Raw genomic sequence first — 25,525 nt, forward strand, 5'->3', positions numbered from 1 at the left:
ATTGATCGTCAACCCCAACAGTGCCCCTATAGTCGATGAGCAGCCTGCCGATACCAGCATCAGTGAAGATGTGGCCATGCCACCTTTGGCATTAGGGACGGTCTTCCGTGACAACGAGGGGCAGGACTTCACTTTGGCCGTTACCGGTCTGCCGGCGGGGGTCAGCTTTGACAGCGCCAGCCAGAGCTTGCTGGGTACTGCAACAACACCAGGTGTTTACACTGTTACCTTAACGGCCACAGACACGGCTGGTGACAGTGCGGCCACGGCATTCAACCTGACCGTGCTCAACAGCAATGATGTGCCTGTTGCAGTTCTGCCTCTAGAGGCACAGCACATGGACATTCTCGATGGACCCGGGACCTATGGCGTCAACCCTAACGCTTTCGGCGACCAGGACATCGACCAAGGACAGGATGAGCAGCTTAGCTACAGTGCGACCTTGGCAGGAGGCGCCGCTCTGCCGGCCTTCATCTCCTTCAATGGTGCCACTATCAATTTCACCTTCACCCAGAGCTGGTATGACATCGGCACTTATACCGTCGAACTGACAGCAACGGACAAAGTCGGAACCCAAGCCAGTCAAACCTTTGAAGTGACGGTAACCGGCACCAATACCATGCCGATGAAGCACCATTGGCATGACTTCGCCATTAACGAAGGAGAAAAGCGGTTCTTCGTCCATGACGATCTGCACTTCATGGACGCTGAGCAGCACTATGCGGATGTGACCTTTACACTGACCAGACTGCCGGAACATGGCAGCCTGCTAAAGGATGGCCAGCCTTTGGCCATAGGGAGCAGCTTCTCCCAGCAGGATATCGAGGACGAAAACGTGCTCGAATATCAGCATGATGGCAGCGAAACTACGGAAGACGGCTTCCACTTCTATGTGGATGACCAATACGGGGGACGAACCCCGGAGTACACAGATTACCGCATCGTCATAACACCCCAGAATGACGCCCCAATGGTGAGCGCTGGTATCAGCGATCAGGTCATGACCACGGGAATGAGTGTCGATTTCGTCATTCCCGCTAATGCCTTTAGTGATGCAGAGAACGATGCTCTGAGCTACAGCCTCAGTGGTCTTCCCGGCTGGGCTAGCTTCGACGGGCTAAGCATCACTGGTATCCCGGAGGCAGACGATGTGGCAGAAAGCATCATCTGGATTACGGCCGATGACGGCAGTGGCAGCACTGCCGCTACCAGCTTTCAGCTCAGTGTACTGCTGGATAGTGATGTGGATGGCATCCCTGACGTTACCGACTTGGACGATGACGGTGATGGCATGAGTGATGATTGGGAGCAGCAGCATGGCTTGGATCCCCTGGATCCCGCCGACGGCGATCAGGACAGCGATGGCGATGGCTTGAGCAACCTGGAGGAATTCCAGGCGGGGCTGGACCCCAATGTTGACGACGTGGCCCCGGTGGTCGTGGCACCAGCAGATTTGCGGATTGACGCTCAGGCGTTGTTTACCCATGTCGACCTGAACATGCTGAAGCAGGGCACGGCCAGCGCCAAGGATCCGGGTCAGGATGTTGCTCTGGTCGTCAGTGCCAAGGGGGTGCCGAGCGATGGATTGAAGCTGCGTCCGGGCCGTCACGTGATCACCTGGATTGCCACCGATGCCGCCGGTAATGTTGGTCGTGCCGAACAGGTCGTGGATATCTATCCCACCATTTCATTCGGCAAGGATGGGGTGGTCAGCGAAGGCCAGGAGGCGGCCTTCAAAGTGGTGCTGAACGGCAATTCTCCGGTATACCCCGTGATGGTCGACTACCAGGTGGCCGGTAGTGCTGACGCGCAGGATCATGATCTGGTCAGCGGCTCTGTAACCATCGAGGCCGGCGTGGAGGTCACGGTATCCTTTACGACCCTGGCCGACGCTGAGCCTGAAGGCGAGGAGCATGTCGAGCTGAGCTTTGTTGGTGAGCAAAACTGGGGGATCAAGAAAAATCAGGTCACCCGTATCGTTGAAGGTAACCTGGCCCCGGAACTGAGCCTGGTGGCGCAGCAGGAGCATGAGTTGGTGACCACAGTGTATCAGGACGGTGGCCTGGTCGAGCTGGTGGTGGATATCCAGGATAACGGTGACGTTCATGACATCCAATGGCTGCTCCCGGAGGGAGTCAGTGCTGAAATCAGTGAAGACAGCTTGAGCCTGGTCCTGGATGCCGGTCTGCTGGAAGTCGGCCTGCACAGCTTCCAGGTGGTGGTGACCGATGACGGCGAGCCGGCCTTGAGTGCTGATGTGAGCCTGATGCTGAAGGTGGTTGCTACGTCGCCAGAGCTGGATAGTGCAACCGACAGCGACGGTGACGGTATCAATGACCAGCAGGAAGGCCTGGGTGACAGCGATAGTGACGGCATTCCTAACTACCTGGACAATATGATCGAGAGGCACGTGCTGCCGGAACGAGGCGGGGTCACGGATGCCTATATCATCGAGGCCGATGCCGGCGTCAAGCTGACTCTGGGCGAACTGGCCTTGGCTGGAGCCCATGACGGCGCAGAGGTCAGCAGCGACGATTTTGAATACGTCCAGATAATCAAGGACGAGGTGCCTAACGTGGGTGGCTATTTCGATTTCATTGCCGCCGAGCTGCCCGAGGCGGGGCAAAGTGTGAATGTGGTGTTGCCCCAGCGCGAGCCGATACCGGACCGGGCCATTTACCGCAAGTACCTGCCGGCAATTGGCTGGCAGAACTTTGTCGAGGATACCGGCAACAAGCTGAGTTCAGCCTTGGGAGAACAAGGCTACTGCCCGGCTCCAGGATCTGAGCAATACCGGGATGGCCTGACCGAAGGAGACTGGTGTGTGCAACTGACCATCCAGGATGGCGGTGCCAATGATGCCGATGGCCAGGCCAATGGTGTGGTCCATGATCCTGGTGGTGTTGGTCAGCCACTGATGCAAGAAGCCGAGGTGACCACATCTGGTTCGGGAGGCGGCAGCTTTGGTCTCCTGCTGGCCTTGTCCCTGGTAACGGCACTGTACCGCCTTGGTCGCCGCATCGCTGTTCTGCTGCCTCTGTTGGTTGTGAGCTTCTCGGCTGCCGCCTTCGATCTTAAGCCTATCTACCTGCAGGTTGGTGCTGGCCAGGGAGAATCCAGCATTGAGCGGCACGAGGTGGCGGCAGAGCTTGCCAGGGTGTCAGAGACGGCAGTTGTTACCGACTTCGACGCCAAGGATGACAGCTACTGGCTGGAGGTGGGATACCGCTTTGATAGCGGCCTGGCTCTGGAGCTGGGGTATGTGGACCTGGGCCAGGTCAGCCTGACCTTCACCGATCAGCTTTCTCAGCTGGACGTACCTGGGTTTCTGGACAAGGTGGCCTTCAGTCACCCGGATACCGCCGAGGGATTTACACTTGCCACCAGCTACCAGTGGCCCCTGTCTCAGCACCTGAGCCTGTCGGCGCGGCTTGGGCTGCTGCGCTGGGATGCTGACTACAGCGCGGTGCTTAAGGTCGAAGCTGAGCCGTTTTCCCGCCGAAGCGAGAGTCACAACGGCACCGATTGGCTCTTCGGTGTCGGGGCGCAATATCACCTCTCAGAGCATTGGTCCCTGGGGCTGGCCTACCGGGTCTACTATGTGGACAGTACCCACATCGATATCCTTGGCCTCACCCTGGGCTACCGCTTCTAAGGTGACCCAAATGACTATGTCACTACAAGGTATCAAATCACACCTTTGCTTAACGTCCGGTTGTCATTTGTTTAGCCTTTCTTGAAGAGCGCGGTGAGCCCGGTCAATGGCCAGTTGCTCAGATTGAGATCTGGTTCACTGCTTGCCCAATCCCGCATTTTCAGGCGTTTCCGGGCCTGCCTTTAGCAGGTAACCTGCATGCACTTCTATGCTCTCTGAATCATTATGCAAACAGATCTGACCACTGAGAGCCGTTAATTTGGGACTGAAGTTTATGTCTAACGAGACCGTACTCAACCGGCCGCTGGCTTCCAAACGCAACCTGTTGATGTTCTTGCTGCCGTCGCTGATCGGCGTGCTGCTGTTCATGACCCCCGTCACCTACCAGGGTGATATCACCATTCCGATCGCGGTGCTGGCCAAGAGCCTGCAGGCGCTCCTGAGCGACAGCATGACGGCCATCGTTACCGTCATTATTGCCGTGACCGCCATCGCTTCCCTGCTGACTAGGCTGTTCAAGCCTGCCTGGATCAGTAACAACGCTTTCCTGAAAGAGCTCCTGGACGTATCGCCGATGTGGCTGCTGGCACGGGTGCTGGGCGCTGTCTTCGTGGTGCTGGTGTATTTCGGTATGGGGCCGGAGGCGTTGCGCAGTGATGCCACCGGGGGCCTGGTATTGAACGACCTGATGCCGGTGCTGCTCTCCGTATTCATCTTCGCCGGCCTGTTGCTGCCGTTGCTGGTGAACTTCGGCCTGCTGGAGTTTTTCGGCGCCCTGTTGACCAAGGTGATGCGGCCCATCTTCGGCCTGCCCGGTCGCAGTGCCATCGACTGTTTTGCCTCCTGGCTGGGTGACGGCAGCGTCGGCATCCTGATGACCAGCAAGCAGTACGAACAGCGCTTCTACACCCAGAGAGAGGCGGCCGTCATTGGCACTACCTTCTCTGCCGTTTCCATTACCTTCAGCCTGGTCGTCCTGGCCCAGGTGAAGCTGGAGCATCTGTTCGTGCCTTTCTATGGCGCCGTCTGCCTGGCCGGTATCGTTGCCGCCATCATAGTGCCCCGCCTGCCGCCGCTGAGCCGCAAGCAGGACAAGTTCATCTGTGGCACCGAGCGTAACCATACCAAGGACGAGCTGCCCGAGAATGAATCTGTTGTGGCCTTCGGCTACCGCAAGGCCCTGGCCCGTGCCGGCCAGGTTGATAGCCTGGGCAAGGTAGCGGTGGACGGCGTCAAGAATGCCGCCGACATGGTCTTTGCTGTGCTGCCCGTGGTCATGGCCATTGGTACCATCGCCCTGGTCATCGCCGAACACACGCCGCTGTTCAGCTGGTTAGGGTTACCCTTCGTGCCTTACCTGGAGCTGCTGCAGATCCCGGAGGCGGCGGCCGCCTCCGAAACCGTGATGGTCGGCTTTGCCGACATGTTCATCCCGGCGATCCTGGCCAGCTCTATCGACAACGAGATGACCCGTTTCGTTATCGCGGCCCTGTCCGTCACCCAGTTGATCTACATGTCGGAAGTGGGTGCCTTGATGCTGGGCAGCAAGATCCCGGTCAAGCTATGGGAGCTGTTCGTCATCTTTATCCTGAGGACCTTGGTGACCCTGCCGGTCATCGCCCTGGTGGCCCATCTGGTTTTCTGACCAGCAAGGGGGGCTGATGCTCCCTTGCTTTTCGGCCTGGATAAAATCCCGGCAATCGAACGACTCTAGGCCGAAAAGGGCTTTACCTCGAGGCCGTTATGGCTATAATGGCCTCCGTCGTTAGGGGCGTAGTTCAATTGGTAGAGCGTCGGTCTCCAAAACCGAAAGTTGGGGGTTCGAGTCCCTCCGCCCCTGCCAGATAACGACAAAAAAGCCACCCACTGGGTGGCTTTTTTGCATTTGTCGCTTTGATCTGGCGTGCCGCACGGAACTCTCGCTCTAGGTGAGGGCGGTGTTACCCCTTCGTCATTGAAAGTACATTGCCTGGGTCATGGATGGCAAAGGCGGAAATTCGCCATTGCCCTTGCTGTTTGTAGACATAGTAGGTGGCGCCCACGCGGTTAAACAGGCTGCCATCACGTCTGTAACGCGCCGCCACATTGCTGGCAATTGCAAGGTTGGGGCTGAGCCGCTTGATATTCGTGCTTTCCCACTCGACCCTGCTGATGCCTTGTTGTTTCAGCCGTGTTAGGAACTTCGTGACTTGTTCGTTCATGAGTTCGCCGGTCAGGGTGCGAGGCGGTACGCTGTTGGACATCAGCATCACCGTATCGCCATAAAGGGCTGGAGTGGCCTTCAGCTCACTGGTTTGCAGGAAGTGGTTGTACTTGGTCATGTAGTGCCGAAAAAGCAGCTTGATATCGGCATCATCTTGGGTTTGGGCATTGGCGCTGAGCGTGCTTAGAACCAACGTGAAAAACAGGCCCCATACGAGTCCTCTTCTTATCATCATCATCTTCCTTTTTGGCGTGATGCTAAGACCATAGTCAAAGCACACCGATTTACCTCAGCTGACCGTGCCGCCTACCCTAATATCCCCACCGCCGGTCTCAAAGCGAGTTGGGTCTGCGGTTTCCCCGGCTTTTTCAACCTTGTCCATGCTGTCCGTAGCCCAGCAGGTAGTGCATTTTTTGTCATGTCTTCTCTAGCGGTTCGGGCCCCTCTGTGTGGGTTGGACGCCGGTCATTGGGACATCAAGGCCTGCCAGGGAGGTACCGGGCTTTGTAACCCCTTCCGGCTTTGGTGATAATGGCATCTCAATCGACCTGTGGAGCTGCCATGGCGAACTATCTGGATGAGCTGGGCCTGGTGTCCTACACCCCCAAGAATCAGGTTCAGGAACCTGGCCTGGTTCTGTCTTATCCCCTCACTGACGACACCAGGTCATTCTGTGAAGCGGTGGCTGAGGCCTTGTCGCTGCCCCTGCGTACCAATGGCCCTGGCGTGCAATGGGGCCCTGAGGGCGACATCCAGCTGGATCCCGCCCATTGCATCGGCAATGCCGCCAACAAGCGCCTGCTCTGGCAGGCCCTGGTGCCCTTTTATGATCAGTACCGCCACTGAGTCCGATCTGCCTCGGCTGCTCGAGGTGGAGCTGACCTGTCATCCCTTTCCCTGGAGCGAGGGGCAACTGGCCAGTTGCCTTGGTCCCGGCTACCGGGTGCGGATGTTTGAGGAGCAGGGGCAGTTGCTGGGTTTTTGCATCAGCCAGCGTATCCTGGATGAGAGCACCCTGTTCAATATCTGCGTGCTGCCGTCCCAGCGGGGCAGGGGCCTGGGCCAGCTGCTTTTGAACGACCTTATCGCCGATTGCAAAGGCCAGGGCGACCAGGCGCTCTTTCTGGAGGTGCGCGCTTCCAATACCGCCGCCATCGCGCTTTATGAGAAGGTGGGTTTCGAGCTGCTCGACCGCCGCAAGGACTATTACCGGTCCGGGCGGGAGCGGGAAGACGCTCTGGTTATGCGCCTGGCCTTTGAGCAGGTATAATCCCCGGCTGTTTTTGGATCAGGTGAAGCCAGCATGTCAATTCAATCCGAGGTCGCCAAGCGTCGTACCTTCGCCATCATCTCCCACCCCGATGCGGGTAAGACCACCATTACCGAGAAGGTACTGCTGTTCGGTAATGCCCTGCAGAAGGCCGGTACCGTCAAGGGCCGCGGCTCTGGCCAGCATGCCAAGTCCGACTGGATGGAGATGGAGAAGGAGCGGGGCATCTCCGTGACCACCTCGGTGATGCAGTTCCCCTATGGCGACTGCCTGGTCAACCTGCTGGATACCCCAGGTCACGAAGACTTCTCCGAAGACACCTACCGGACCCTGACCGCGGTGGATTCCTGCCTGATGGTCATCGACTCCGCCAAAGGTGTCGAGGACAGGACCATCAAGCTGATGGAGGTCACCCGGCTGCGCGACACCCCCATCATCACCTTCATGAACAAGCTGGACCGTGAGATCCGCGACCCCATGGAGCTGATGGATGAAGTGGAAGACGTGCTCAAGATCCGCTGTGCCCCCATCACCTGGCCCATCGGCTGCGGCAAGGCCTTCAAGGGCGTCTACCACCTGCTCAACGACGAAGTGATCCTCTACCAGAGCGGCCAGGGCCACACCATCCAGGAAAAGCGGGTCATCAAGGGCCTGGACAATCCTGAGCTGGATACCGTGGTGGGCAGCGACTACGCCGAACAGCTGCGCGAGGAGCTGGAGCTGGTCGTTGGCGCCTCCAACGAGTTCGAGCTGGACGCCTTCCTCAAGGGCGAACTGACCCCGGTCTACTGGGGTACCGCCCTGGGTAACTTCGGTGTCGACCACATGCTGGACGGCCTGACCGACTGGGCCCCCAAGCCCCAGCCCCGCCAGACCGACAGCCGCGAAGTTACCGCCGAGGACCAGGCCCTGAGCGGCTTCGTGTTCAAGATCCAGGCCAACATGGATCCCAAGCACCGCGACCGGGTGGCCTTCATGCGCATCGTCTCTGGCAAGTACCAGAAGGGCATGAAGATGCACCAGGTGCGTATCGGCAAGGACGTCACCATTTCCGACGCCCTGACCTTCATGGCCGGTGACCGCAAGGCGGTGGAAGAGGCCTACCCGGGCGACATCATTGGCCTGCACAACCACGGTACCATTCAGATCGGTGACACCTTCACCCAGGGCGAGAAGATGAAGTTCACCGGCATCCCCAACTTTGCCCCCGAACTGTTCCGCCGCATCCGCCTCAAGGATCCGCTCAAGCAGAAGCAGCTGGTCAAGGGCCTGGTGCAGCTGTCCGAGGAGGGCGCCGTGCAGGTATTCCGTCCCCTGGACAACAACGACCTCATCGTCGGCGCCGTCGGCGTGCTGCAGTTCGACGTGGTGGTGGCCCGCCTCAAGGCCGAATACAAGGTGGAGGCCATCTACGAGCCGGTCAACGTGGCCACGGCCCGCTGGGTGGACTGCGATGACGCCAGGAAGCTGGACGATTTCCAGCGCAAGGTGTCCAGCAACCTGGCCCTGGATGGCGGCGACAACCTCACCTATATCGCCCCCACCATGGTCAACCTCAACCTGGCCATGGAACGCTACCCGGATATCCAGTTCCGCAAGACCCGCGAACACTGACCGCAAACCCCGCCATCGGCGGGGTTTTTGTTAGGCTAAGGGCATGAAGCTCATCGATTCCCACTGCCACCTGGACTTTCCGGTCTTCGACGAAGACAGGGCCGGCGCTATGGCGAACTGGCAGGTGCAGGGTGTCCAGGCCTTTGTGGTGCCTGGCGTCAGCATCAAGCATCTGGCGCGGCCGCTGGCGCTGGCCCGCTCCCACCCGGGCGTGCACGCCGCCGCCGGCATCCATCCCTGGTATTGCCTGGGCGACCGGGAAGCCAGCCTCCAGGCATTGAGCGACTTTGCCCACCGCCACCGCACCGAGCTGGTGGCCATAGGTGAATGCGGCCTCGACAAGCACAAGGGGCCGGTCCTGGCCGAGCAGGAGGCCTGGCTCAGGCCGCAGCTGGATCTGGCGGCGGCCCTGGAACTGCCGGTGATCTTCCACTCCGTGGGTAGCCACGACAGGCTCTGGCAGCTGCTGAAGGGGCATCCGCTCAAGACCGGGGTGGTACATGGCTTTTCCGGCAGTGCCGAGCAGGCGCTGATGCTGACCAGGCGCGGCCTTTATCTGGGGGTGGGCGGTGTCATCACCCGGGCCAGCGCCCACAAGAGCCGCAGGGCCATGGCCACCGCGCCACTCGACAAGCTGGTGCTGGAGACCGATGCCCCCGACATGCTGCCGGAAGGGGTGGCCGCCTCCCACAACAATCCGGGCCACCTGCCGCTGATCCTCAGCCACCTGGCCCGGGTTCGGGACATCCCTGAACCAGAGCTGGCAGAAATACTGCTTGAGAACACCAAAACCCTCTTTTCCCTGTGAAAACGGGAGCTACCTCAATAATTTTCTGCACCGGGGAGTGGGCAAAAAGGCGCCTTTGGGTATAATGCTGCGCTGATCTGTTCGTCAGTAACAGACTCATAACAAACAAAATCTATATAGAGGAATGGTGGCTCCATGAGTATTTTGATGGGTTTTGTAGGGATCATCACCCTGCTGGCCATCGCCGTCGCGTTGTCCGACAACCGTAAGGCGATCAACATCCGCACCGTCAGCGGTGCCTTTGCTATCCAGGCGGCCTTCGCTGCCTTCGTTCTGTACGTTCCCGTAGGTAAGGACGTGCTGCAGGCCGTTTCCGGCGGTGTGCAGTCCGTGATCGACGCCTCCAACGCCGGTATCAGCTTCCTGTTCGGTGGCCTGGTGTCCGGTAAGATGTTCGAAGTCTTCGGTGGCGGCGGCTTCATCTTCGCCCTGAAGGTGCTGCCCGTTATCGTCTTCTTCTCTTCCCTGATTGCTGTCCTGTACTACCTGGGCATCATGCAGTGGATCATCAACATCATCGGTGGCGCCCTGCAGAAGGCCCTGGGTACTTCCCGTCCCGAGTCCATGTCTGCTACCGCCAACATTTTCGTTGGCCAGACCGAAGCCCCCCTGGTGGTGCGTCCCTTCATCGGCAAGATGACCCAGTCCGAGCTGTTCGCCATCATGGTTGGCGGCCTGGCTTCCGTTGCCGGTTCCGTACTGGCCGGTTACGCCTCCCTGGGTGTTGAGCTGAAGTACCTGATCGCCGCCTCCTTCATGGCCGCCCCCGGTGGTCTGCTGATGGCCAAGATCATCAAGCCGGAAACCGAGAAGGCCAACGACTCCCTGGAGCAGGTTTCCGACGAGAGCGAAGATCAGCCCGCCAACGTCATCGACGCTGCCGCTGCCGGCGCTTCCTCCGGTCTGCACCTGGCCCTGAACGTGGGCGCCATGCTGCTGGCCTTCATCGGCCTGATCGCCCTGCTGAACGGCATGATCGGCGGCATCGGCGGCTGGTTCGGCATGCCCGAGCTGTCCCTGCAGATGATCCTGGGTTATGTGTTCATGCCCCTGGCCTTCCTGATCGGTGTTCCCTGGGAAGAAGCCTTCACTGCCGGCTCCTTCATCGGCCAGAAGCTGGTCGTGAACGAATTCGTTGCCTACATCGATTTCGTCGGCAAGGCCGGTGAGCTGTCTGCCCAGACTCAGGCCATCATCACCTTCGCCCTCTGTGGTTTCGCCAACTTCTCCTCCATCGCTATCCTGCTGGGTGGCCTGGGTGGTATGGCGCCGAACCGCCGTCACGACATCGCTCGCATGGGTATCAAGGCCGTTATCGCCGGCTCCCTGTCCAACCTGATGTCCGCGACCCTGGCCGGTCTCTTCATCGCCCTGGCTGCCCTGTAAGCCAGCTCGATATCACTGCCAAAAGGTGCCACAGTTGTCTGTGGCACCTTTTTTGTTTGTGGAGGACTTATGTGGCAGGAATGGCTGTTGGCCCTTGGAACCGGCCTGGTGGTGGGATTTCTCTTCGCCTGGCTCAAGCTGCCCATCCCGGCACCCCCCGTTTTGTCTGGGATCCTGGGCATAGTGGGTATCTACCTGGGGGCCATGCTGTTTGAAGAAATCGCCCGTCGCCTGCTGTCTTGAGGTAAGTTCCCTAAAAATTTGAGCTACCTTCAAATTTCTGTAAAAAAACGCTTGCGCAAAGGGCCGTAATTGCCTTTAATTTGCGCGCTTTTGACCGGTTTTCACAGGGCCGGGAACCAAACCTAAAAAATAAACAGGATGATGATGATGAAACTGAACAAGCTCGCTGCTGCCGTAGCGCTGGCCGGTGCTGCCCTGGCCGCCCCTGCCTCCGCCGAACAAATCTACGGCTTCGCCAACGTCTCCGTGAACTACCTGGACTGGACCGATAAGGCCGAAGAGCGTTCTCGCTGGAACGACATCGGTGTTGGCTACAAGTCCGATTTCGTCTATATCGAAGCCGAAGGTGGCGCCGGTTTCACCTGGGGTGAAGTGTACGGCTTCTTCGACTGGGAAAACCCGGGCCGCAGCGTCAACGACAAGCCTCGTCATCAGCGTACCGCCACCAAGGGCATCATCCACGTCAACCTGGGCGAGTCCAACTGGAACCTGTACGGCCACGTCTACAACTTTTCCGAGTCCGGTTTCACCGACCAAAACCGCGTTCTGGGCTTCTCCTACGACGTGAACACCGACTGGGGTTTCTGGGCCAAGCCCTTCATCGGCTACCACAACCAGGTTGATATCGGTTCCAACGGCGGCATGGCCGGCTGGGTTGCCGGTTACAACTTCGAACTGGGTGGCCAGAAGCTGTCCGTGATCAACTGGCACGAGTTCGAGTTCAAGCGTAAGAAGGAATACCAGGGCTTCAACATGGGTGACACCTTCTTCCCGACCAACGGCAAGTCCACCTCCCACAACGGTGCCGTTTCCGTCTGGTGGAACGCTACCGACGCCCTGACCCTGGGTCTGCAGTACCGCTACGCCGATCACAAGCTGGGTACGCCCGACTACCACGATGCCGTTATCTACAGCGTGAAGTACAACTTCTAAGCGCACTCTGGCATACTAAAAGCTGCTCTTCGGAGCAGCTTTTTTGTTTTACGCGGGAAAAAGGATTTTTCGCCATTCTGTCCTATCTTCACGGAACCAAGTCCGCTCCCCGGCCCGGCGCCCGCCTTCCTGGCTGAACGCCCGGGTCCAACATTATCGGCAACATCAAGGCACGAGCTGATACGCCGCCATTGTTTGGCTGGGTGGCTTGTTGGCCTGCCTATACTGCTGTAGCAAAGGGATACAGGGGAATTACCCATGATTGATAGCAAGACCGCCGCACTGCAGGCCCTGCAACTGATGGATCTGACCACGCTCAACGACAATGACACCGACGAGAAGGTCATTGCGCTTTGTGACCAGGCCGTCACCCCGGTCGGCAACACCGCCGCCATCTGCATCTACCCTCGCTTCATTCCCATCGCCCGCAAGACCCTGCGCAGCCTGGGCGTGGAAGGCGAGGTGAAGATCGCCACCGTCACCAACTTTCCCCACGGCAACGACGACATCGAGATCGCCGTCGCCGAAACCCGGGCGGCCATCGCCTATGGCGCCGACGAGGTGGACGTGGTGTTCCCCTACCGCGCCCTGATGGCCGGTAACGAGGAGGTGGGCTTCGAGCTGGTCAAGGCCTGCAAGGCAGCCTGTGGCGAGGTGACCCTCAAGGTGATCATCGAAAGCGGCGAGCTCAAGGAGCCGGCGCTGATCCGCAAGGCCTCCGACATCAGCATCGCCGCCGGTGCCGACTTCATCAAGACCTCCACCGGCAAGGTGCCGGTCAATGCCACTTTGGAAGCGGCCGAGATCATGCTCACCGCCATCAAGGAGTCCGGCAAGGACGTCAGCTTCAAACCGGCAGGCGGCGTGCGTACCACAGAAGAGGCGGCCCAGTACCTGGCCCTGGCCGAGCGCATCATGGGCCCCGGCTGGCTGAGCCAGGCTCACTTCCGCTTCGGGGCCTCCAGCCTGCTGGGCAACCTGTTAAGCACCCTGGGTGTGGAGGCGCAGTCGGGCGAACAGGGGGGCTACTGATGTTGCTTCCACAGGAAATCATTCGCCACAAGCGCGACGGCCTGGCCCTGAGCCAGGCCGAGATCCAGGCCTTTGTCGCCGGCATCAAGGACGGCAGCGTCTCCGAAGGGCAGATCGCCGCCTTCGCCATGGCCGTGTACTTCAACGACATGACCATGGACGAGCGCATCGCCCTGACCTCGGCCATGCGTGACAGCGGTGACGTGCTGAACTGGGACGATCTTGACCTGACCGGCCCGGTGCTGGACAAGCATTCCACCGGCGGTGTCGGCGACGTGGTGTCGCTGATGCTGGGGGCCATGGTCGCCGCCTGCGGCGGCCACGTGCCCATGATCTCCGGTCGTGGCCTGGGCCATACCGGCGGCACCCTGGACAAGCTGGAGTCCATTCCCGGCTACAACATCACCCCGGACAACGCCACCTTCCGCTCCCTGGTCAAGGAGGTGGGCGTGGCCATCATCGGCCAGACCGGCTCCCTGGCGCCGGCGGACAAGCGTTTCTACGCCACCCGCGACATCACCGCCACGGTGGAGTCCATCGCCCTGATCACCGCCTCCATCCTGTCCAAGAAACTGGCCTGCGGCCTGGACGGCCTGGTCATGGACGTCAAGGTGGGCTCCGGTGCCTTTATGCCGACCTTTGAAGACTCCAAGGCCCTGGCCCGGTCCATCGTCCAGGTGGCCAGTGGCGCCGGCACCCCCACCACGGCGCTGCTCACCGACATGAACCAGGTGCTGGCCTCCAGCGCCGGCAACGCCCTGGAGGTGCGTGAAGCGGTGGATTACCTGACCGGCCGTTACCGCAACCCGCGCCTGCACCAGGTGACCTTGTCCCTGTGCGCCGAGATGCTGCTGCTGGGCGGCCTGGCCGCTGATCAAGCCGAGGCCAGGGCCAGGCTGCAGCAGGTGCTGGACAACGGCAAGGCCGCCGAGCTGTTCGGCCGCATGGTGGCGGGCCTCGGCGGGCCTAGCGATTTTGTCGAACAGGCCGATCGCTATTTGCCGAAGGCGCCGCTGAGCCGGGCCGTTTATGCTGACAGGGAAGGGGTGGTCACCGCCATGGATACCCGTGCCCTGGGGCTTGCGGTGGTGGCGCTGGGCGGCGGTCGCCGCCGGGCCGATGACACCATAGACCACAGCGTGGGTCTAAACAGTATCATCCGCCTGGGCGAGCGGGCCGATGGCGAGCGTCCCCTGGCCGTGATTCACGCCAGGGACGAAGCGGGCCTGGCCGTGGCAGAGCTGGCCGTGAAGCGGGCCATCACCATCAATGACGAGGCCCTGCCTCACAACCCCGAGGTGTACGAAGTGGTACGCCTGGGCGAACTGCAGTAGGAGGCGCCATGAAACGCGCAATCATTCTGATGTTGGACTCCTTTGGCATAGGTGCCACCGAGGATGCCGACAAGTTCGGCGACGTGGGCGCCGACACCCTGGGCTCCATTGCCAAGTGGTGTGCCGAAGGCAAGGGCGAAGAGGGCCGCAGCGGCCCCCTGAACCTGCCCAACCTGGCCAGCCTGGGCCTGTTCCATGCCCACCAGGGCAGTACCGGCCAGGTGGCCGCGGGCGTGACCCTGCCCGAGCGGGTCATCGGCGCCTATGGCCATGCCGCCGAGCTGTCTTCCGGCAAGGACACCCCGTCCGGTCACTGGGAGATCGCCGGCGTGCCGGTGCTGTTCGATTGGGGCTACTTCAACGACAGGACCAACTCCTTCCCCAAGGAGCTGCTCGACCGCCTGGTGGCGCGGGCCGACCTGCCCGGCTACCTGGGCAACTGCCACGCCTCCGGCACCACCATCATCGCCGAGCTGGGCGAGGAGCACATGAAGACCGGCAAGCCGATCTTCTACACCTCCGCCGACTCCGTGTTCCAGATCGCCTGCCATGAGGACAGCTTCGGCCTGGACAAGCTCTACGAGCTGTGTGAAATCGCCCGTGAAGAGCTGATGGATTACAATATCGGCCGCGTCATCGCCCGTCCCTTTGCGGGCAAGGACGCCAGCGACTTCGCCCGGACCGGCAACCGCCGCGATTACAGCATCGAGCCGCCGTCGGCGACCGTGCTGCAAAAGCTGGTGGAGGAAAAGGGCGGTGAGGTGGTGTCCGTGGGCAAGATAGCCGACATCTACGCCCACTGTGGTATCACCAAGAAGGTCAAGGCCACCGGCCTGGAAGATCTCTTCGATACCACCCTGGCCGAGATCAAGGCGGCCGGCGACAACAGCATCGTCTTCACCAACTTCGTGGACTTCGATTCCAGCTATGGCCACAGGCGCAACCCTACCGGGTACGCCGCCGCCCTGGAATACTTCGACCAGCGCCTGCCCGAGCTGCTGGACATCCTCGAGGAAGACGACCTGGTGATCCTGACCTCGGATCATGGCTGCGATCCCACCTGGCCGGGTTCGGATCACACCAGGGAACATATCCCGGTGCTGGTCTACGGTAAGAAGGTGCCGGCCGGCGATCTCGGTCGCCGCGATACCTTTGCCGATATCGGTCAGTCGCTGGCGCACTATTTTGGCCTCAGTGCCATGGATTACGGTCGGAATTTCCTGGCCTGATCCCACAATAAAAAAACATGCTTTTGAGATAGAGGAAAATCAAAATGGCGACTCCGCACATCAATGCGCAGCCAGGAGAATTCGCCGATGTGGTGCTGATGCCGGGTGACCCCCTGCGCGCCCAATACATCGCCGAAACCTTCCTGGAAGACGTCAAGGAAATCACCAACGTCCGTAACATGCTGGGTTACACCGGCAGCTACAAGGGCCGCAGGATTTCCGTCATGGGCCACGGCATGGGTATCCCCTCCGTGTCCATCTATGCCAAGGAGCTGATCACCGAATATGGCGTCAAGACCCTGATCCGGGTCGGCTCCTGCGGTGCCATCAGCACCGACGTCAAACTGCGTGACGTCATCATCGGCATGGGTGCCAGTACCGACTCCAAGGTCAACCGCACCCGCTTCAAGGGCCACGATTTCGCCGCCCTGGCCGACTTCGATCTGGTCCGTAACGCCGCCGAGGCCGCCAACGCCAAGGGCGTGCCGGTCCGGGTCGGTAACATCTTCTCCGCCGATCTGTTCTACAGCCCGGAAACCGACCTGTTCGACGTGATGGAAAAGCACGGCGTACTGGGCGTGGAGATGGAAGCCGCCGGCCTGTACGGCGTGGCCGCGGAATTCGGTGCCAAGGCGGTCTGTATCGTCACCGTTTCCGACCATATCCGCACCGGCGAGCAGACCACCCCGGAGGAGCGCCAGCTCACCTTCAACGACATGATCGAAGTGGCGTTGGAGTCCGTGCTGCTGGGTGACAAGGCCTGAGTCTTGCCCCCTCGATAAAAAAGGCGCCTCTGGGCGCCTTTTTTAATGGCGCCGCAATAGCTGCGCCAGCAGCAACCCGGCCAGGCCGGCCAGCAGCAGCATCAGCCGCAACCGCTCCAGGGCATGTTGCCGGAAGTGACGGGCGTCGCCGACAATCTCGTCTTCACTGAGGGTAATGCGCAGGTAGCCCACCACCTGGCCGTCGTGGTTTATCTCCGAAACATAGGGGATCAGCCCGGCCTCCTCGGTAAGCAGGGCCAGCACCGGCCGCTTGGCGCCGGCCTTGGCCAGGGCGGCGCCGTTACCGTCATAGATGGCGGCGTCGAGGATCTGCGGCGCCTGGGCCAGCTGTTCCGCCAGGCCGGCCAGGGCGGCGCTGTTTTCCTCGCTCATCAGCTGGCCGGCGGCATAGGCGGCCTGGGAGGTCAGGGCCCGGGCCATGACGCTGATCTGCTGCCTTTCCAGGGTCAGGCCGGCATGGCCTATCTGGCGCCACAGCACCATGACAAGGGCCACCAGGCTCAGCGCCAGCAGCGCCGACAACAGCTTCAGCCAGCGGCGCCTGCGCTGGGGAAAATGGCTAGTTTCCTTTTCGGTCATGGCGCTATCATAGCCCCATAGGGTCGCCTGACAATAGGGAAAGCCATGAACGATAAGCAATTTTTTGTACCCCGGTCCGAGCAGCCGCTGAACCTGCTGCAACAGGCCCTGCCGCTGGGGGAGCGCCACTGGTATCCCTCAACACTGGGACCGGCCCTGGTCGGCAGCGACGCCCTGGCCGAGACCGGCTGGGAGCTGGTGGCGGCCGAGGGTCTCAAGTCAGCCCCCCCCAGCCAGCATTGGCGACTCTTTGGTCCCGAGCTGACCTGGCCCCAGCTCAACACCCTGCTGGCTCCCTTCCAGTGGCAGCGGTTGAGCTGGCGCCACGATGGCTGCTACGAGCTGGCGCTGAGCCAGGCCCCCGACAAGGAGGTCTACCTGGGACTGTGCCGGCAGCTGGGTGTCGAGCTGGTGCCCGGGCCCTTTCCCTCCTTAAGCGAACCCGGCCTGCTGATCATGGACATGGACTCCACCGCCATCACCGGCGAGTGCATCGACGAGGTGGCGGAGCTGGCCGGCTGCGGCGAGGCGGTGGCCCAGGTGACGGCGGCGGCCATGCGCGGCGAGCTGGATTTTGCCCAGAGCCTGCGTGAGCGGGTGGCCAGGCTGGAAGGCACGCCCGCCACAGTGCTGGATTCGGTGGCCGACAGCTTGAGGTTCACGCCGGGGATCCCCGAGCTGGTGGCCAGGGTTCAGCAGGCCGGCTGGCTGACGGTGCTGGTGTCCGGCGGTTTCACCTTCTTTGCCCACCAGATCCAGGACAGGCTGGGCCTGGATCTGGCCGAGGCCAATGTGCTGGAGCTGATCGACGGCAAGCTGACCGGCCAGGTGCTGGGGCCCATCGTCGACGGCCAGTACAAGCTGGAGGTGCTGAAGCGGGTCCGGGACAAGGCTGGGCTTGCCCCCTCCCAGGTGCTGGCCCTGGGCGACGGCGCCAATGATCTGCCCATGCTGGCCGAGGCCGGCCTTGGCATCGCCTACCGGGGCAAGCCCAAGGTGGAGCTGGCCGCCAGGGGTGCCATCCTCGGCCACGACATGCATGCGGTGCTGGCGCTGCTGGAGGCGTCCGGGTCATGACGCAGCGGTCACTCTATATCGACCGCGGCGATCACAGGCTGCACCTGCGCCACATGGGGCCCGAGGACGGCAGCGGCCCAGTGGTGTTGATGCTGCACGGCGCCATCAGCAACGGCAAGGTGTTCTATTCCGAGTCCGGCAAGGGCCTGGGGCCCTTCCTGGCCGGCCGGGGCTTCCAGGTCTATGTAGCGGAGCTGCGTGGCCGGGGCCTGAGCCTGCCGGCCATTGAGGCCGGCCACGACTACGGCCAGACCGACGCCATTGTCGCCGAACTGCCGGCCATGCAGGCCTTCATTCGCGAGCGCCACCCCGGCCAAAAGGTGCACTGGCTGGCCCATTCCTGGGGTGGGGTGCTGATGGCCTCCTGCCTGGCCCGCTTCCCCGGACTGGCCGAGCAGGTGGCCAGCCTGACCTTTTTCGGCAGCAAGCGCTGCATCCGTCGCTGGAGCTGGGAGCGCCTGCTCAAGGTGGAGCTGGTCTGGAAAAGGTTGGGCCCCTACTGGGTGCGCAAGCACGGCTACCTGCCGGCCAGGCAACTGCGCATCGGCGCCGACTCCGAGACCGTCGAGTCCCTGTTGTCCTCCGTGGCCTGGGTCAAGCCCGGGCCCTGGGTGGATCCCCAGGACGGCTTTGACTACGGCGCCGGTGCCGCTCGGGTGGATTGGCCAAGGAGCTGGTTCATCGCCGGCGCCAGGGACAGGGTGCTGGGCCACCCGGGCGACGTGGCCGACTTCCGCGCCGAGATGGGGGCCGCCGGGCCCATTACGGTGCTGGGCCGCAAGCAGGGTTTCGAGAAGGATTTCGGCCACCTGGACATGCTGGTGGGACCTGGGCTGGATGGGCTGTTCGCTCAGGTGGCCGACTGGCTCAGCGGGGCGGCGCCAGGCCCAGAACACAGGCCAGGGCCGCACTCACCTCGGTGATCTCCACCACCGCCAGGGTGTTCCACAAATCCTCTTCCAGCAGCTTGGCCCTGTGCAGGGCCTGGCGGCTGATGGTGTTGAGTTCCTTCTGGATGAAGTGCATGTCCGGCTTGCCGATGCGGCTGGGCTCCAGCAGCCAGGCCTGCCAGCCGCCCTTGTGACCGGCCTGCTCCAGGAAGGCGATCAGCTCCTCCCCGGGCAGCTGGCTTTGCAGCCGGGTCAGCACCGGCATGCCGTCCTTGCCGAGCGCCACCAGCAGCAGTTGCTTGTTGTTGTCCGCCTGCGCCACGCCGGCCTTCTTCCATTCCCTGAGCAGGGTCCGGAACTGTTGCCAGGGCAGCAGCTCCTCCAGGTCGATGCGGCCCTGGTCGGCCTGGCTGAGCCGGTTCAGCAGCAGCGGCAGCGGCAATGAGCTGACCGGCAGGCCCAGCCAATTGGGGCTCAGCTTGCCTTCGCGCTTCTGGACGAACAGGCAGGGCGGCAGGCCGGCCGAGACCAGCAGCTGGCGCAGGCCCCGGGCCAGGGCGAAACGGCTCTGGGGCTCCTCGATGATCCTCAGTTTGTCCTCGTTGGCGGCGATCAGGGCGCTGAAGAAGCGCTTGGCCGGGTGGGTATGGCCCAGATCCGCCACCATCAGGTGCAGGCGGTGTTCGTTGCCGTCGTGGTGCACCACCTGGTAGGGCAGGCGCATCAGGTTGAACCTGTCGGTGAGGCGCTGCAGCTTGGGCAGGGCAATATCCACTTCCCCGGGGGATCTGGGCAGGGGGCTATTCAGCACCACACACAGGCCCTGTACCGAGATATCGCGGGTGACGCCCTCGTAGCGCTGGCCGTCCAGGGTCACTTCCACTTGGCTCCGGTAGCTGTACCTGGGTTCGATGCGCATGTCGGAAAAGCGCATGGCGACCGTGGGCAGGGGCCTGGGGTGGTCCAGGCGATAGCGGACCAGGCTGTTGGGATCGCCCCGGGCAGGCTCCTGCAGGTAGTCCTTGAGCCGCGGTTGGCTGATGTCCCTCAATATGGCCACCAGGCGTATGGCCTGGAGATCCTGGGAGACGGGATCCCCCTTCAGCTCGCTCAGCTGCAGTTCCTGGTCCTCGGTGAGGGGATCGGCATCCAGTTGCGTCAGGTTGAGGCCGTCCACCTCGAACAGGCTCAGCTTGTAGAGATGCCACTGGGGCTTGTGGGCCCCGAAGTGCAGGAACAGCTCCAGCAGGCCATCGCCCTGGAGCCGTTCCAGATCGGCGGCAAACAGGAAACGCTTGCCCTGCTGGTAATGGCTGAAGGCCAGCAGGAACAGCTCCCTGTCTTCTTCCGGCCGGTCGAAGAGACGCTGGATGAGGTCGCTGTTGACCAGCTCCGGCAGCAGGCTGTCGTCGCCGTCCCGAAAGCGTTCCACCAGGGCCCTGTTGTGGGTGGTGATCAGGGACTGGCGGAGCTGCCATTGGCCCGGCTCGCCGCCGAAAAAGAGCGGCAACATGGCGCTTTGGCCCAGCACTAGCTGTTCGAAGCCGCGGCTGCGGGTGGTTTCCAGCAGGTGCTTGACGTCCAGCTTGTAGCGGCGCTGGCGCTCGGCCACCAGGGAGTGCAGGTGCTCGTCCATGGCCGGATCGGCATCGACCCGGGCCAGGCGCAGCTCCCGGTGTTGCTGCTCCATCACCCGGTAACGCAGGGGGGGCCAGTGGTTGCCCTCGCCGTTGAGGCCGTCCCAGTGCACCTCCAGCAGCGCCTGGGGAGCAAGCTCGGCCGGGGCCTCCAGCTTCAGGCGCAGGCCCTGGACCGAGAGATCCTTGGTCATGGCCGCCAGGCGCTGGCCGTCGGCCGCCGCCAGGGTGACGGCACTGACGAAGTGCAGCCGTTCGGAGGCCCTGTCCACCGAGGTGCCGAAACGCACCAGGTTCAGCCAGTGGGTCTCGTCCTCTTCCACCGTCCGGCCTTCCTGGCGCTCCCGGCGCTGCTGCTCGGCATAGCGCATCACGTCTTCGTAGGTGGCGATGGTGTAGCGGCCGTTGAACTCCCGCAGGCCCTGCTCGAAGATGCGCCTGGCGCCGGCGTCCAGGTGGTGCAGCACGCCGTCCATGTCCAGCGGCTCGGCATCCTTGAAGCCCTTCTGGCGCAGGTCGATGACCCGCTGGCAGGGGGCGGCCACCCGCCTCAGCTCCATGCGCAGCAGGAAGCGGGCGTTGTTGTCTTCGTCGGCGGTGAGCTGGTTGAACAGGGTGTCGAAGTCCGGCTCGCCGACCATGGACCTGAGCTGGCCGATCAGCGGGTGTTCGGAGAGATCCTTGTATTCGGGGCGAGGCTCAAACACGGCTTCAATAAAAACAGGGATTTGCCCCATTATGTGGCGACCGCCAGGGCCTGTCGAGTACACTGGAGGGCCTTTTTATCCGCTTTTGCTGAATTTGCCATGGCCAAACGTAAGACCGCCTACGTCTGCAGTGATTGTGGTGCCGACTTCCCGCGCTGGCAGGGCCAGTGCAGCGAATGCGGCGCCTGGAACACCATCTCCGAGATGCGCCTGGCCCCGGCCAGCAGTGGCCGCGAGGGGCGTTTCGCCGGCTATGCCGGCCAGGCCGACAAGGCGGTGATGACCCTGGATCAGGTGGATCTGGCCGAGCTGCCGCGCATCCACAGCGGCTTCGGCGAGCTGGACCGGGTGCTGGGCGGCGGCATAGTGCCGGGCAGCGCCATCCTCATCGGCGGCAACCCCGGTGCCGGCAAGAGCACCCTGCTGCTGCAGACCATGTGCTCCCTGGCCGAACGCATGCCCACCCTCTATGTCACGGGCGAGGAATCCCTGCAGCAGGTGGCCATGCGCGCCCATCGCCTTGGCCTGCCCACCGACAAGCTCAGGGTGATGGCGGAGACCTCGGTGGAGGCCATCACCGCCCAGGCCGAGCGCGACAAGCCCAAGGTGATGGTCATCGACTCCATCCAGGTCATGCACATGGCCGAGATCCAGTCGGCGCCGGGCTCGGTGTCCCAGGTCCGTGAGTCGGCGGCCTGGCTGACCCGCTTCGCCAAGCAGAACGGGGTGGCGGTGATCATGGTCGGCCATGTCACCAAGGACGGCACCCTGGCCGGCCCCAAGGTGCTGGAACACTGCATCGACTGCTCGGTGATGCTGGACGGCGACGCCGACTCCCGCTTCCGCACCCTGAGGGGCCACAAGAACCGTTTCGGCGCCGTCAACGAGCTGGGCGTGTTCGCCATGACCGGCCAGGGCCTCAAGGAGGTCTCCAACCCCTCCGCCATCTTCCTGCAACGGGCCGAAGAGCAGGCGCCCGGCTCCACCGTGATGGTGATCTGGGAAGGAACCCGGCCGCTGCTGGTGGAGCTGCAGGCCCTGGTGGACTATTCCCAGCTGGCCAACCCGCGCCGGGTGGCGGTGGGCCTGGAGCAGAACCGCCTGGCCATGCTGCTGGCGGTGATGCACCGCCACGGCGGCGTGCAGATGGCGGACCAGGACGTCTTCGTCAACGTGGTGGGCGGGGTGCGGGTGGCCGAGACCAGTGCCGATCTGGCGCTGCTGCTGGCCATGGTCTCCAGCTTCAAGAACCAGAGCCTGAGCCGGGAGCTGGTGGTGTTCGGGGAAGTGGGCCTGGCCGGGGAGATCCGGCCTGTGCCGTCCGGTAGCGAGCGCCTCAACGAGGCAGCCAAGCACGGTTTCAAGAAGGCCATCCTGCCCAAGGCCAATATGCCCAAGAAAGCCCCTGAGGGCATGGAAGTGATTGGCGTCAGCATGCTGTCGGAAGCCCTGGAGGCCATTCTCTGAGGGTTAAGGCAGGCTCTGAGGGGTAAGGCGGGCAGCTTGGCCGGGCGCTGTAATGGGCCCCAAGCAAGCCCCCGAGGGCATGGAAGTGATCGGCGTCAGCATGCTGTCGGAGGCCCTGGAGGCCATTCTCTAACGGCTGGCTGCCGGCGAATGTCAGTCGGCGCTGTCGATCAGGTTGCCCAGATCCCGTTCCAGCAGTTCGGCTTCACCCAGGTTCAGCTCCACCAGCCGCTTGAGGCGGCTGACCGAGTCGAGATCCTGGTAGGTCACCAGCAGGTGCAGCCTGTCCTCGCGCATGCCCACTATGATGCATTTCATCTGGATGGCCTTCTCGTCCTTGCCGAGGGGGATGTCCAGCTTGCAGCTCTGGCCTATCTGGCCGGGCCAGCCGATGGGGCGAACCACCAGGGCTCCCTTCAGGGACAGATCCTGCACCTCGGTGGGCCACTGTTCGCTGCCCAGTTTCAGGGTGGCGGCATGCTCGAAGGGAATGCGCTCGAAGCGCCGCCGTTCTGCGGTCTTCACCATAGGCCCTCTATGCTTTCCTCCAGCTCGTCGTCGTCGAGCTCGCCCAGCTGGGCCAGCTCCCGGTAGAGCAGGGCGGTGGAGCCCACGTTCAGGGCCACCAGGCTCTTGAGGTGGCCGGCGCTTTCCATGTCCAGGCTCAGGCACTCCAGGCCCAGGAGCTCATTGGTGCTGTAGGCCACCCGGCTCTGCATCAGGATATGGGTATCGCTTTGGGGTAACTGCATGATGAACCGTAGGGGCAGGCCATTGCGGAGTTCGGCCGAGACCGGGCCCCTGACCAGGGCCCCCTGCAGGGACAGATCCACCAGCTTCATGTCCCAGCAGCGTTCGCCACGGCAGAGCATGACGGGTGCCTGGAAGAGAATGCGGGTAAAACGACGTCTTTCCACCTTTGGGTCTCCAAGGGGTTTCTCTCACTATAGACCTCCCACAAAAAAGCCGCCCGGTGGGCGGCTTTACTGGCATCAGGCCATTTTCTTGTACTTGATGCGGTGGGGCTCCATGGCGTCGGCACCGTACTTGTCCTTCATGTAGGCTTCGTAGTCGGTGTAGTTGCCTTCGTAGAAGTTCACCTGGCCCTCGTCCCGGTAATCCAGGATGTGGGTGGCGACCCTGTCCAGGAACCAGCGGTCGTGGGAAATGACCATGGCGCAGCCGGCGAAGTCCAGCAGGGCGTTTTCCAGGGCGCGCAGGGTTTCCACGTCCAGGTCGTTGGTGGGTTCGTCCAGCAGCAGCAGGTTGCCGCCGGCCTGGAGCAGCTTGGCCATGTGCAGGCGGCCACGCTCACCACCGGACAGCTCGCCGACCCGCTTCTGCTGGTCGGCGCCGCGGAAGTTGAAGCGGCCCACGTAGGCACGGCTGGGGATCTCCATGTTGCCGATGCGCATGATGTCCTGGCCGCCGGAAACCTCTTCCCAGACGGTCTTGTTGCCGTCCATGGCGTCGCGGAACTGGTCGACGCTGGCCAGCTGCACGGATTCGCCCAGCTCTATGGTGCCGGAATCCGGCTGCTCCTGGCCGCTCAGCATGCGGAACAGGGTGGACTTACCGGCACCGTTGGGGCCGATGATGCCGACGATGGCGCCCTTGGGAATGGAGAAGCTCAGATCGTCGATGAGCACCCGGTCGCCATAGCTCTTGGTGAGGTTGCTGACCTCCACCACCTTGTCGCCCAGGCGGGGGCCCGGCGGGATGAACAGTTCGTTGGTCTCGTTGCGCTTCTGGAAGTCCTGGTTCTGCAGCTCTTCGAAGCGGGCCATGCGGGCCTTGGACTTGGACTGGCGACCCTTGGGGTTCTGGCGCACCCATTCCAGTTCCTTCTGGATGGACTTCTGGCGGGCGGCCTCGGACTTTTCTTCCTGGGCCAGGCGCTTTTCCTTCTGCTCCAGCCAGGAGGAATAGTTGCCTTCCCAGGGGATGCCTTCGCCGCGGTCCAGTTCCAGGATCCAGCCGGCCACGTTGTCGAGGAAGTAACGGTCGTGGGTGATGGCCACCACGGTGCCGGTGTAGTCCTTGAGGAAGCGCTCCAGCCAGGCCACGGACTCGGCGTCCAGGTGGTTGGTGGGTTCGTCCAGCAGCAGCATGTCGGGGCGGGACAGCAGCAGGCGGCACAGGGCCACGCGGCGGCGTTCACCACCGGACAGCTTGGTGACGTCGGCGTCCCAGGGCGGCAGGCGCAGGGCCTCGGCGGCGCGCTCCAGGGTGTTGTCCAGGTTGTGGCCGTCTTTGGCCTGGATCAGGTTCTCCAGCTCGCCCTGCTCCTTGGCCAGGGCGTCGAAGTCGGCGTCCGGATCGGCATAGGCGGCATAGACCTCGTCCAGGCGCTTGAGGGCCTCGACCACGTCGGCCACGGCCTCTTCGATGTTGCCGCGCACGTCCTTGCTTGGATCCAGCTGCGGCTCCTGGGGCAGGTAGCCCACATTGATGCCGGCCTGGGCACGGGCTTCGCCATCGATTTCGGTGTCGATGCCGGCCATGATGCGCAACAGGGTGGATTTACCGGCGCCGTTCAGACCCAGGACGCCGATCTTGGCGCCGGGGAAGAAGCAGAGGGAGATGTCCTTCAAGATGTATTTCTTGGGGGGCACCACCTTGCTTACACGGCTCATGGTGTAGATGTACTGTGCCATGTGTAATGCTCGCTCAGGT

22 protein-coding genes and 1 tRNA gene are annotated in these 25,525 nt (G+C 62.3%); 17 read left to right on the plus strand and 6 right to left on the minus strand.

The genetic code is table 11. The features are described 5' to 3' along the window. The first annotated feature begins 1 nt into the window (after window position 1). The 3 genes from WDB71_RS02590 to WDB71_RS02600 all read left to right on the plus strand — a co-directional run bounded on the left by WDB71_RS02590 (window position 2) and on the right by WDB71_RS02600 (window position 5,498). Complete coding sequence (locus WDB71_RS02590; protein ID WP_341503083.1) at window positions 2-3,655, plus strand: putative Ig domain-containing protein; 3,654 nt, start codon at window positions 2-4, stop codon at window positions 3,653-3,655. A 274-nt stretch (window positions 3,656-3,929) separates the two neighbouring features. After that, entirely contained in the window at window positions 3,930-5,300 is a 1,371-nt protein-coding gene (locus WDB71_RS02595) for a YjiH family protein (RefSeq protein ID WP_341503084.1), read from the plus strand. 122 nt (window positions 5,301-5,422) lie between these two features. Continuing rightward, window positions 5,423-5,498, plus strand: a tRNA-Trp gene (locus tag WDB71_RS02600). A gap of 97 nt (window positions 5,499-5,595) precedes the next feature. On the opposite strand, the gene WDB71_RS02605 is transcribed toward WDB71_RS02600, so the two are convergent. Further along, window positions 5,596-6,090: a hypothetical protein gene (locus WDB71_RS02605; protein ID WP_341503085.1), complete on the minus strand. Its 495-nt coding sequence runs from the start codon at window positions 6,088-6,090 to the stop codon at window positions 5,596-5,598. A gap of 329 nt (window positions 6,091-6,419) precedes the next feature. Between WDB71_RS02605 and WDB71_RS02610 the strand changes: the two genes are divergently transcribed. The 11 genes from WDB71_RS02610 (at window position 6,420) to deoD (ending at window position 16,471) form a co-directional block, all read left to right on the plus strand. Next, entirely contained in the window at window positions 6,420-6,704 is a 285-nt protein-coding gene (locus WDB71_RS02610) for a hypothetical protein (RefSeq protein ID WP_341503086.1), read from the plus strand. Continuing rightward, window positions 6,685-7,128, plus strand: coding sequence for a ribosomal protein S18-alanine N-acetyltransferase (rimI, locus tag WDB71_RS02615; protein WP_341503087.1), 444 nt, complete (start codon window positions 6,685-6,687; stop codon window positions 7,126-7,128). The genes WDB71_RS02610 and rimI overlap by 20 nt, the downstream gene beginning before the upstream one ends. Before the next feature lie 33 nt (window positions 7,129-7,161). Then, the gene (prfC, locus tag WDB71_RS02620; protein ID WP_341503088.1) at window positions 7,162-8,742 is read left to right on the plus strand and encodes a peptide chain release factor 3; all 1,581 of its coding nucleotides are present in this window, start codon (window positions 7,162-7,164) and stop codon (window positions 8,740-8,742) included. A gap of 43 nt (window positions 8,743-8,785) precedes the next feature. Next, window positions 8,786-9,550 (plus strand): TatD family hydrolase, encoded by a 765-nt coding sequence (locus WDB71_RS02625; RefSeq protein WP_341503089.1) that lies wholly within the window; start codon window positions 8,786-8,788, stop codon window positions 9,548-9,550. A 135-nt stretch (window positions 9,551-9,685) separates the two neighbouring features. Next, window positions 9,686-10,936, plus strand: a complete 1,251-nt coding sequence (locus WDB71_RS02630) for a NupC/NupG family nucleoside CNT transporter (protein WP_341503090.1) — start codon at window positions 9,686-9,688, stop codon at window positions 10,934-10,936. Window positions 10,937-11,005: 69 nt separating this feature from the next. Then, a complete protein-coding gene (locus WDB71_RS02635; protein ID WP_341503091.1) occupies window positions 11,006-11,179 on the plus strand; it encodes a DUF1427 family protein in 174 nt (57 codons plus the stop codon). 147 nt (window positions 11,180-11,326) lie between these two features. Then, a complete protein-coding gene (locus tag WDB71_RS02640; protein ID WP_341503092.1) occupies window positions 11,327-12,112 on the plus strand; it encodes an outer membrane protein OmpK in 786 nt (261 codons plus the stop codon). Window positions 12,113-12,370: 258 nt separating this feature from the next. Beyond that, the gene (gene deoC / locus WDB71_RS02645; RefSeq protein ID WP_341503093.1) at window positions 12,371-13,144 is read left to right on the plus strand and encodes a deoxyribose-phosphate aldolase; all 774 of its coding nucleotides are present in this window, start codon (window positions 12,371-12,373) and stop codon (window positions 13,142-13,144) included. Beyond that, window positions 13,144-14,478 (plus strand): thymidine phosphorylase, encoded by a 1,335-nt coding sequence (deoA, locus tag WDB71_RS02650; RefSeq protein WP_341503094.1) that lies wholly within the window; start codon window positions 13,144-13,146, stop codon window positions 14,476-14,478. The genes deoC and deoA overlap by 1 nt, the downstream gene beginning before the upstream one ends. A gap of 8 nt (window positions 14,479-14,486) precedes the next feature. Beyond that, a complete protein-coding gene (locus WDB71_RS02655; protein ID WP_341503095.1) occupies window positions 14,487-15,707 on the plus strand; it encodes a phosphopentomutase in 1,221 nt (406 codons plus the stop codon). Between the two features lie 44 nt (window positions 15,708-15,751). Beyond that, entirely contained in the window at window positions 15,752-16,471 is a 720-nt protein-coding gene (gene deoD / locus WDB71_RS02660) for a purine-nucleoside phosphorylase (protein ID WP_341503096.1), read from the plus strand. A 42-nt stretch (window positions 16,472-16,513) separates the two neighbouring features. Here deoD and WDB71_RS02665 read toward each other — a convergent pair whose 3' ends face one another. Continuing rightward, window positions 16,514-17,071: an AhpA/YtjB family protein gene (locus WDB71_RS02665; RefSeq protein WP_341503097.1), complete on the minus strand. Its 558-nt coding sequence runs from the start codon at window positions 17,069-17,071 to the stop codon at window positions 16,514-16,516. 45 nt (window positions 17,072-17,116) lie between these two features. Between WDB71_RS02665 and serB the strand changes: the two genes are divergently transcribed. Both serB and WDB71_RS02675 read left to right on the plus strand, forming a co-directional pair. Further along, window positions 17,117-18,148, plus strand: a complete 1,032-nt coding sequence (gene serB / locus WDB71_RS02670) for a phosphoserine phosphatase SerB (protein ID WP_341503098.1) — start codon at window positions 17,117-17,119, stop codon at window positions 18,146-18,148. Further along, window positions 18,145-19,071, plus strand: a complete 927-nt coding sequence (locus tag WDB71_RS02675; RefSeq protein WP_341503099.1) for an alpha/beta hydrolase — start codon at window positions 18,145-18,147, stop codon at window positions 19,069-19,071. The genes serB and WDB71_RS02675 overlap by 4 nt, the downstream gene beginning before the upstream one ends. Here WDB71_RS02675 and WDB71_RS02680 read toward each other — a convergent pair. Next, window positions 19,016-21,382: a PilZ domain-containing protein gene (locus tag WDB71_RS02680; protein WP_341503100.1), complete on the minus strand. Its 2,367-nt coding sequence runs from the start codon at window positions 21,380-21,382 to the stop codon at window positions 19,016-19,018. The two genes, WDB71_RS02675 and WDB71_RS02680, sit on opposite strands and share 56 nt — an antisense overlap. Window positions 21,383-21,481: 99 nt before the next feature. Between WDB71_RS02680 and radA the strand changes: the two genes are divergently transcribed. Next, window positions 21,482-22,849 carry a DNA repair protein RadA gene (gene radA, locus WDB71_RS02685; protein WP_341503101.1) on the plus strand — a complete coding sequence of 456 codons (1,368 nt, stop codon included), beginning with the start codon at window positions 21,482-21,484 and terminating at the stop codon, window positions 22,847-22,849. A 153-nt stretch (window positions 22,850-23,002) separates the two neighbouring features. Here radA and WDB71_RS02690 read toward each other — a convergent pair whose 3' ends face one another. The 3 genes from WDB71_RS02690 to ettA all read right to left on the minus strand — a co-directional run bounded on the left by WDB71_RS02690 (window position 23,003) and on the right by ettA (window position 25,506). Next, window positions 23,003-23,377 (minus strand): PilZ domain-containing protein, encoded by a 375-nt coding sequence (locus WDB71_RS02690; RefSeq protein ID WP_341503102.1) that lies wholly within the window; start codon window positions 23,375-23,377, stop codon window positions 23,003-23,005. Further along, window positions 23,371-23,766, minus strand: a complete 396-nt coding sequence (locus WDB71_RS02695) for a PilZ domain-containing protein (RefSeq protein ID WP_341503103.1) — start codon at window positions 23,764-23,766, stop codon at window positions 23,371-23,373. Before WDB71_RS02695 ends, WDB71_RS02690 begins: the two co-directional genes overlap by 7 nt. 75 nt (window positions 23,767-23,841) lie before the next feature. Then, entirely contained in the window at window positions 23,842-25,506 is a 1,665-nt protein-coding gene (ettA, locus tag WDB71_RS02700; RefSeq protein ID WP_341503104.1) for an energy-dependent translational throttle protein EttA, read from the minus strand. Window positions 25,507-25,525 lie beyond the last annotated feature (19 nt).

It is taken from the genome of Gallaecimonas sp. GXIMD4217, assembly GCF_038087665.1.
GTDB lineage: Bacteria > Pseudomonadota > Gammaproteobacteria > Enterobacterales > Gallaecimonadaceae > Gallaecimonas.

Excerpts from the sequence above, each read along its gene's own strand:
- WDB71_RS02595 (WP_341503084.1), top strand. The coding sequence starts at position 3,930 with ATGTCTAACGAGACCGTACTCAACCGGCCGCTGGCTTCCAAACGCAAC.
- deoA (WP_341503094.1), top strand. The coding sequence starts at position 13,144 with ATGTTGCTTCCACAGGAAATCATTCGCCACAAGCGCGACGGCCTGGCC.
- prfC (WP_341503088.1), top strand. The coding sequence starts at position 7,162 with ATGTCAATTCAATCCGAGGTCGCCAAGCGTCGTACCTTCGCCATCATC.
- WDB71_RS02640 (WP_341503092.1), top strand. The coding sequence starts at position 11,327 with ATGAAACTGAACAAGCTCGCTGCTGCCGTAGCGCTGGCCGGTGCTGCC.
- WDB71_RS02630 (WP_341503090.1), top strand. The coding sequence starts at position 9,686 with ATGAGTATTTTGATGGGTTTTGTAGGGATCATCACCCTGCTGGCCATC.
- WDB71_RS02625 (WP_341503089.1), top strand. The coding sequence starts at position 8,786 with ATGAAGCTCATCGATTCCCACTGCCACCTGGACTTTCCGGTCTTCGAC.
- WDB71_RS02690 (WP_341503102.1), bottom strand. The coding sequence starts at position 23,377 with ATGGTGAAGACCGCAGAACGGCGGCGCTTCGAGCGCATTCCCTTCGAG.
- WDB71_RS02655 (WP_341503095.1), top strand. The coding sequence starts at position 14,487 with ATGAAACGCGCAATCATTCTGATGTTGGACTCCTTTGGCATAGGTGCC.
- serB (WP_341503098.1), top strand. The coding sequence starts at position 17,117 with ATGAACGATAAGCAATTTTTTGTACCCCGGTCCGAGCAGCCGCTGAAC.
- WDB71_RS02635 (WP_341503091.1), top strand. The coding sequence starts at position 11,006 with ATGTGGCAGGAATGGCTGTTGGCCCTTGGAACCGGCCTGGTGGTGGGA.
- WDB71_RS02665 (WP_341503097.1), bottom strand. The coding sequence starts at position 17,071 with ATGACCGAAAAGGAAACTAGCCATTTTCCCCAGCGCAGGCGCCGCTGG.
- radA (WP_341503101.1), top strand. The coding sequence starts at position 21,482 with ATGGCCAAACGTAAGACCGCCTACGTCTGCAGTGATTGTGGTGCCGAC.
- WDB71_RS02675 (WP_341503099.1), top strand. The coding sequence starts at position 18,145 with ATGACGCAGCGGTCACTCTATATCGACCGCGGCGATCACAGGCTGCAC.
- deoC (WP_341503093.1), top strand. The coding sequence starts at position 12,371 with ATGATTGATAGCAAGACCGCCGCACTGCAGGCCCTGCAACTGATGGAT.
- WDB71_RS02605 (WP_341503085.1), bottom strand. The coding sequence starts at position 6,090 with ATGATAAGAAGAGGACTCGTATGGGGCCTGTTTTTCACGTTGGTTCTA.
- ettA (WP_341503104.1), bottom strand. The coding sequence starts at position 25,506 with ATGGCACAGTACATCTACACCATGAGCCGTGTAAGCAAGGTGGTGCCC.
- rimI (WP_341503087.1), top strand. The coding sequence starts at position 6,685 with ATGATCAGTACCGCCACTGAGTCCGATCTGCCTCGGCTGCTCGAGGTG.
- deoD (WP_341503096.1), top strand. The coding sequence starts at position 15,752 with ATGGCGACTCCGCACATCAATGCGCAGCCAGGAGAATTCGCCGATGTG.
- WDB71_RS02610 (WP_341503086.1), top strand. The coding sequence starts at position 6,420 with ATGGCGAACTATCTGGATGAGCTGGGCCTGGTGTCCTACACCCCCAAG.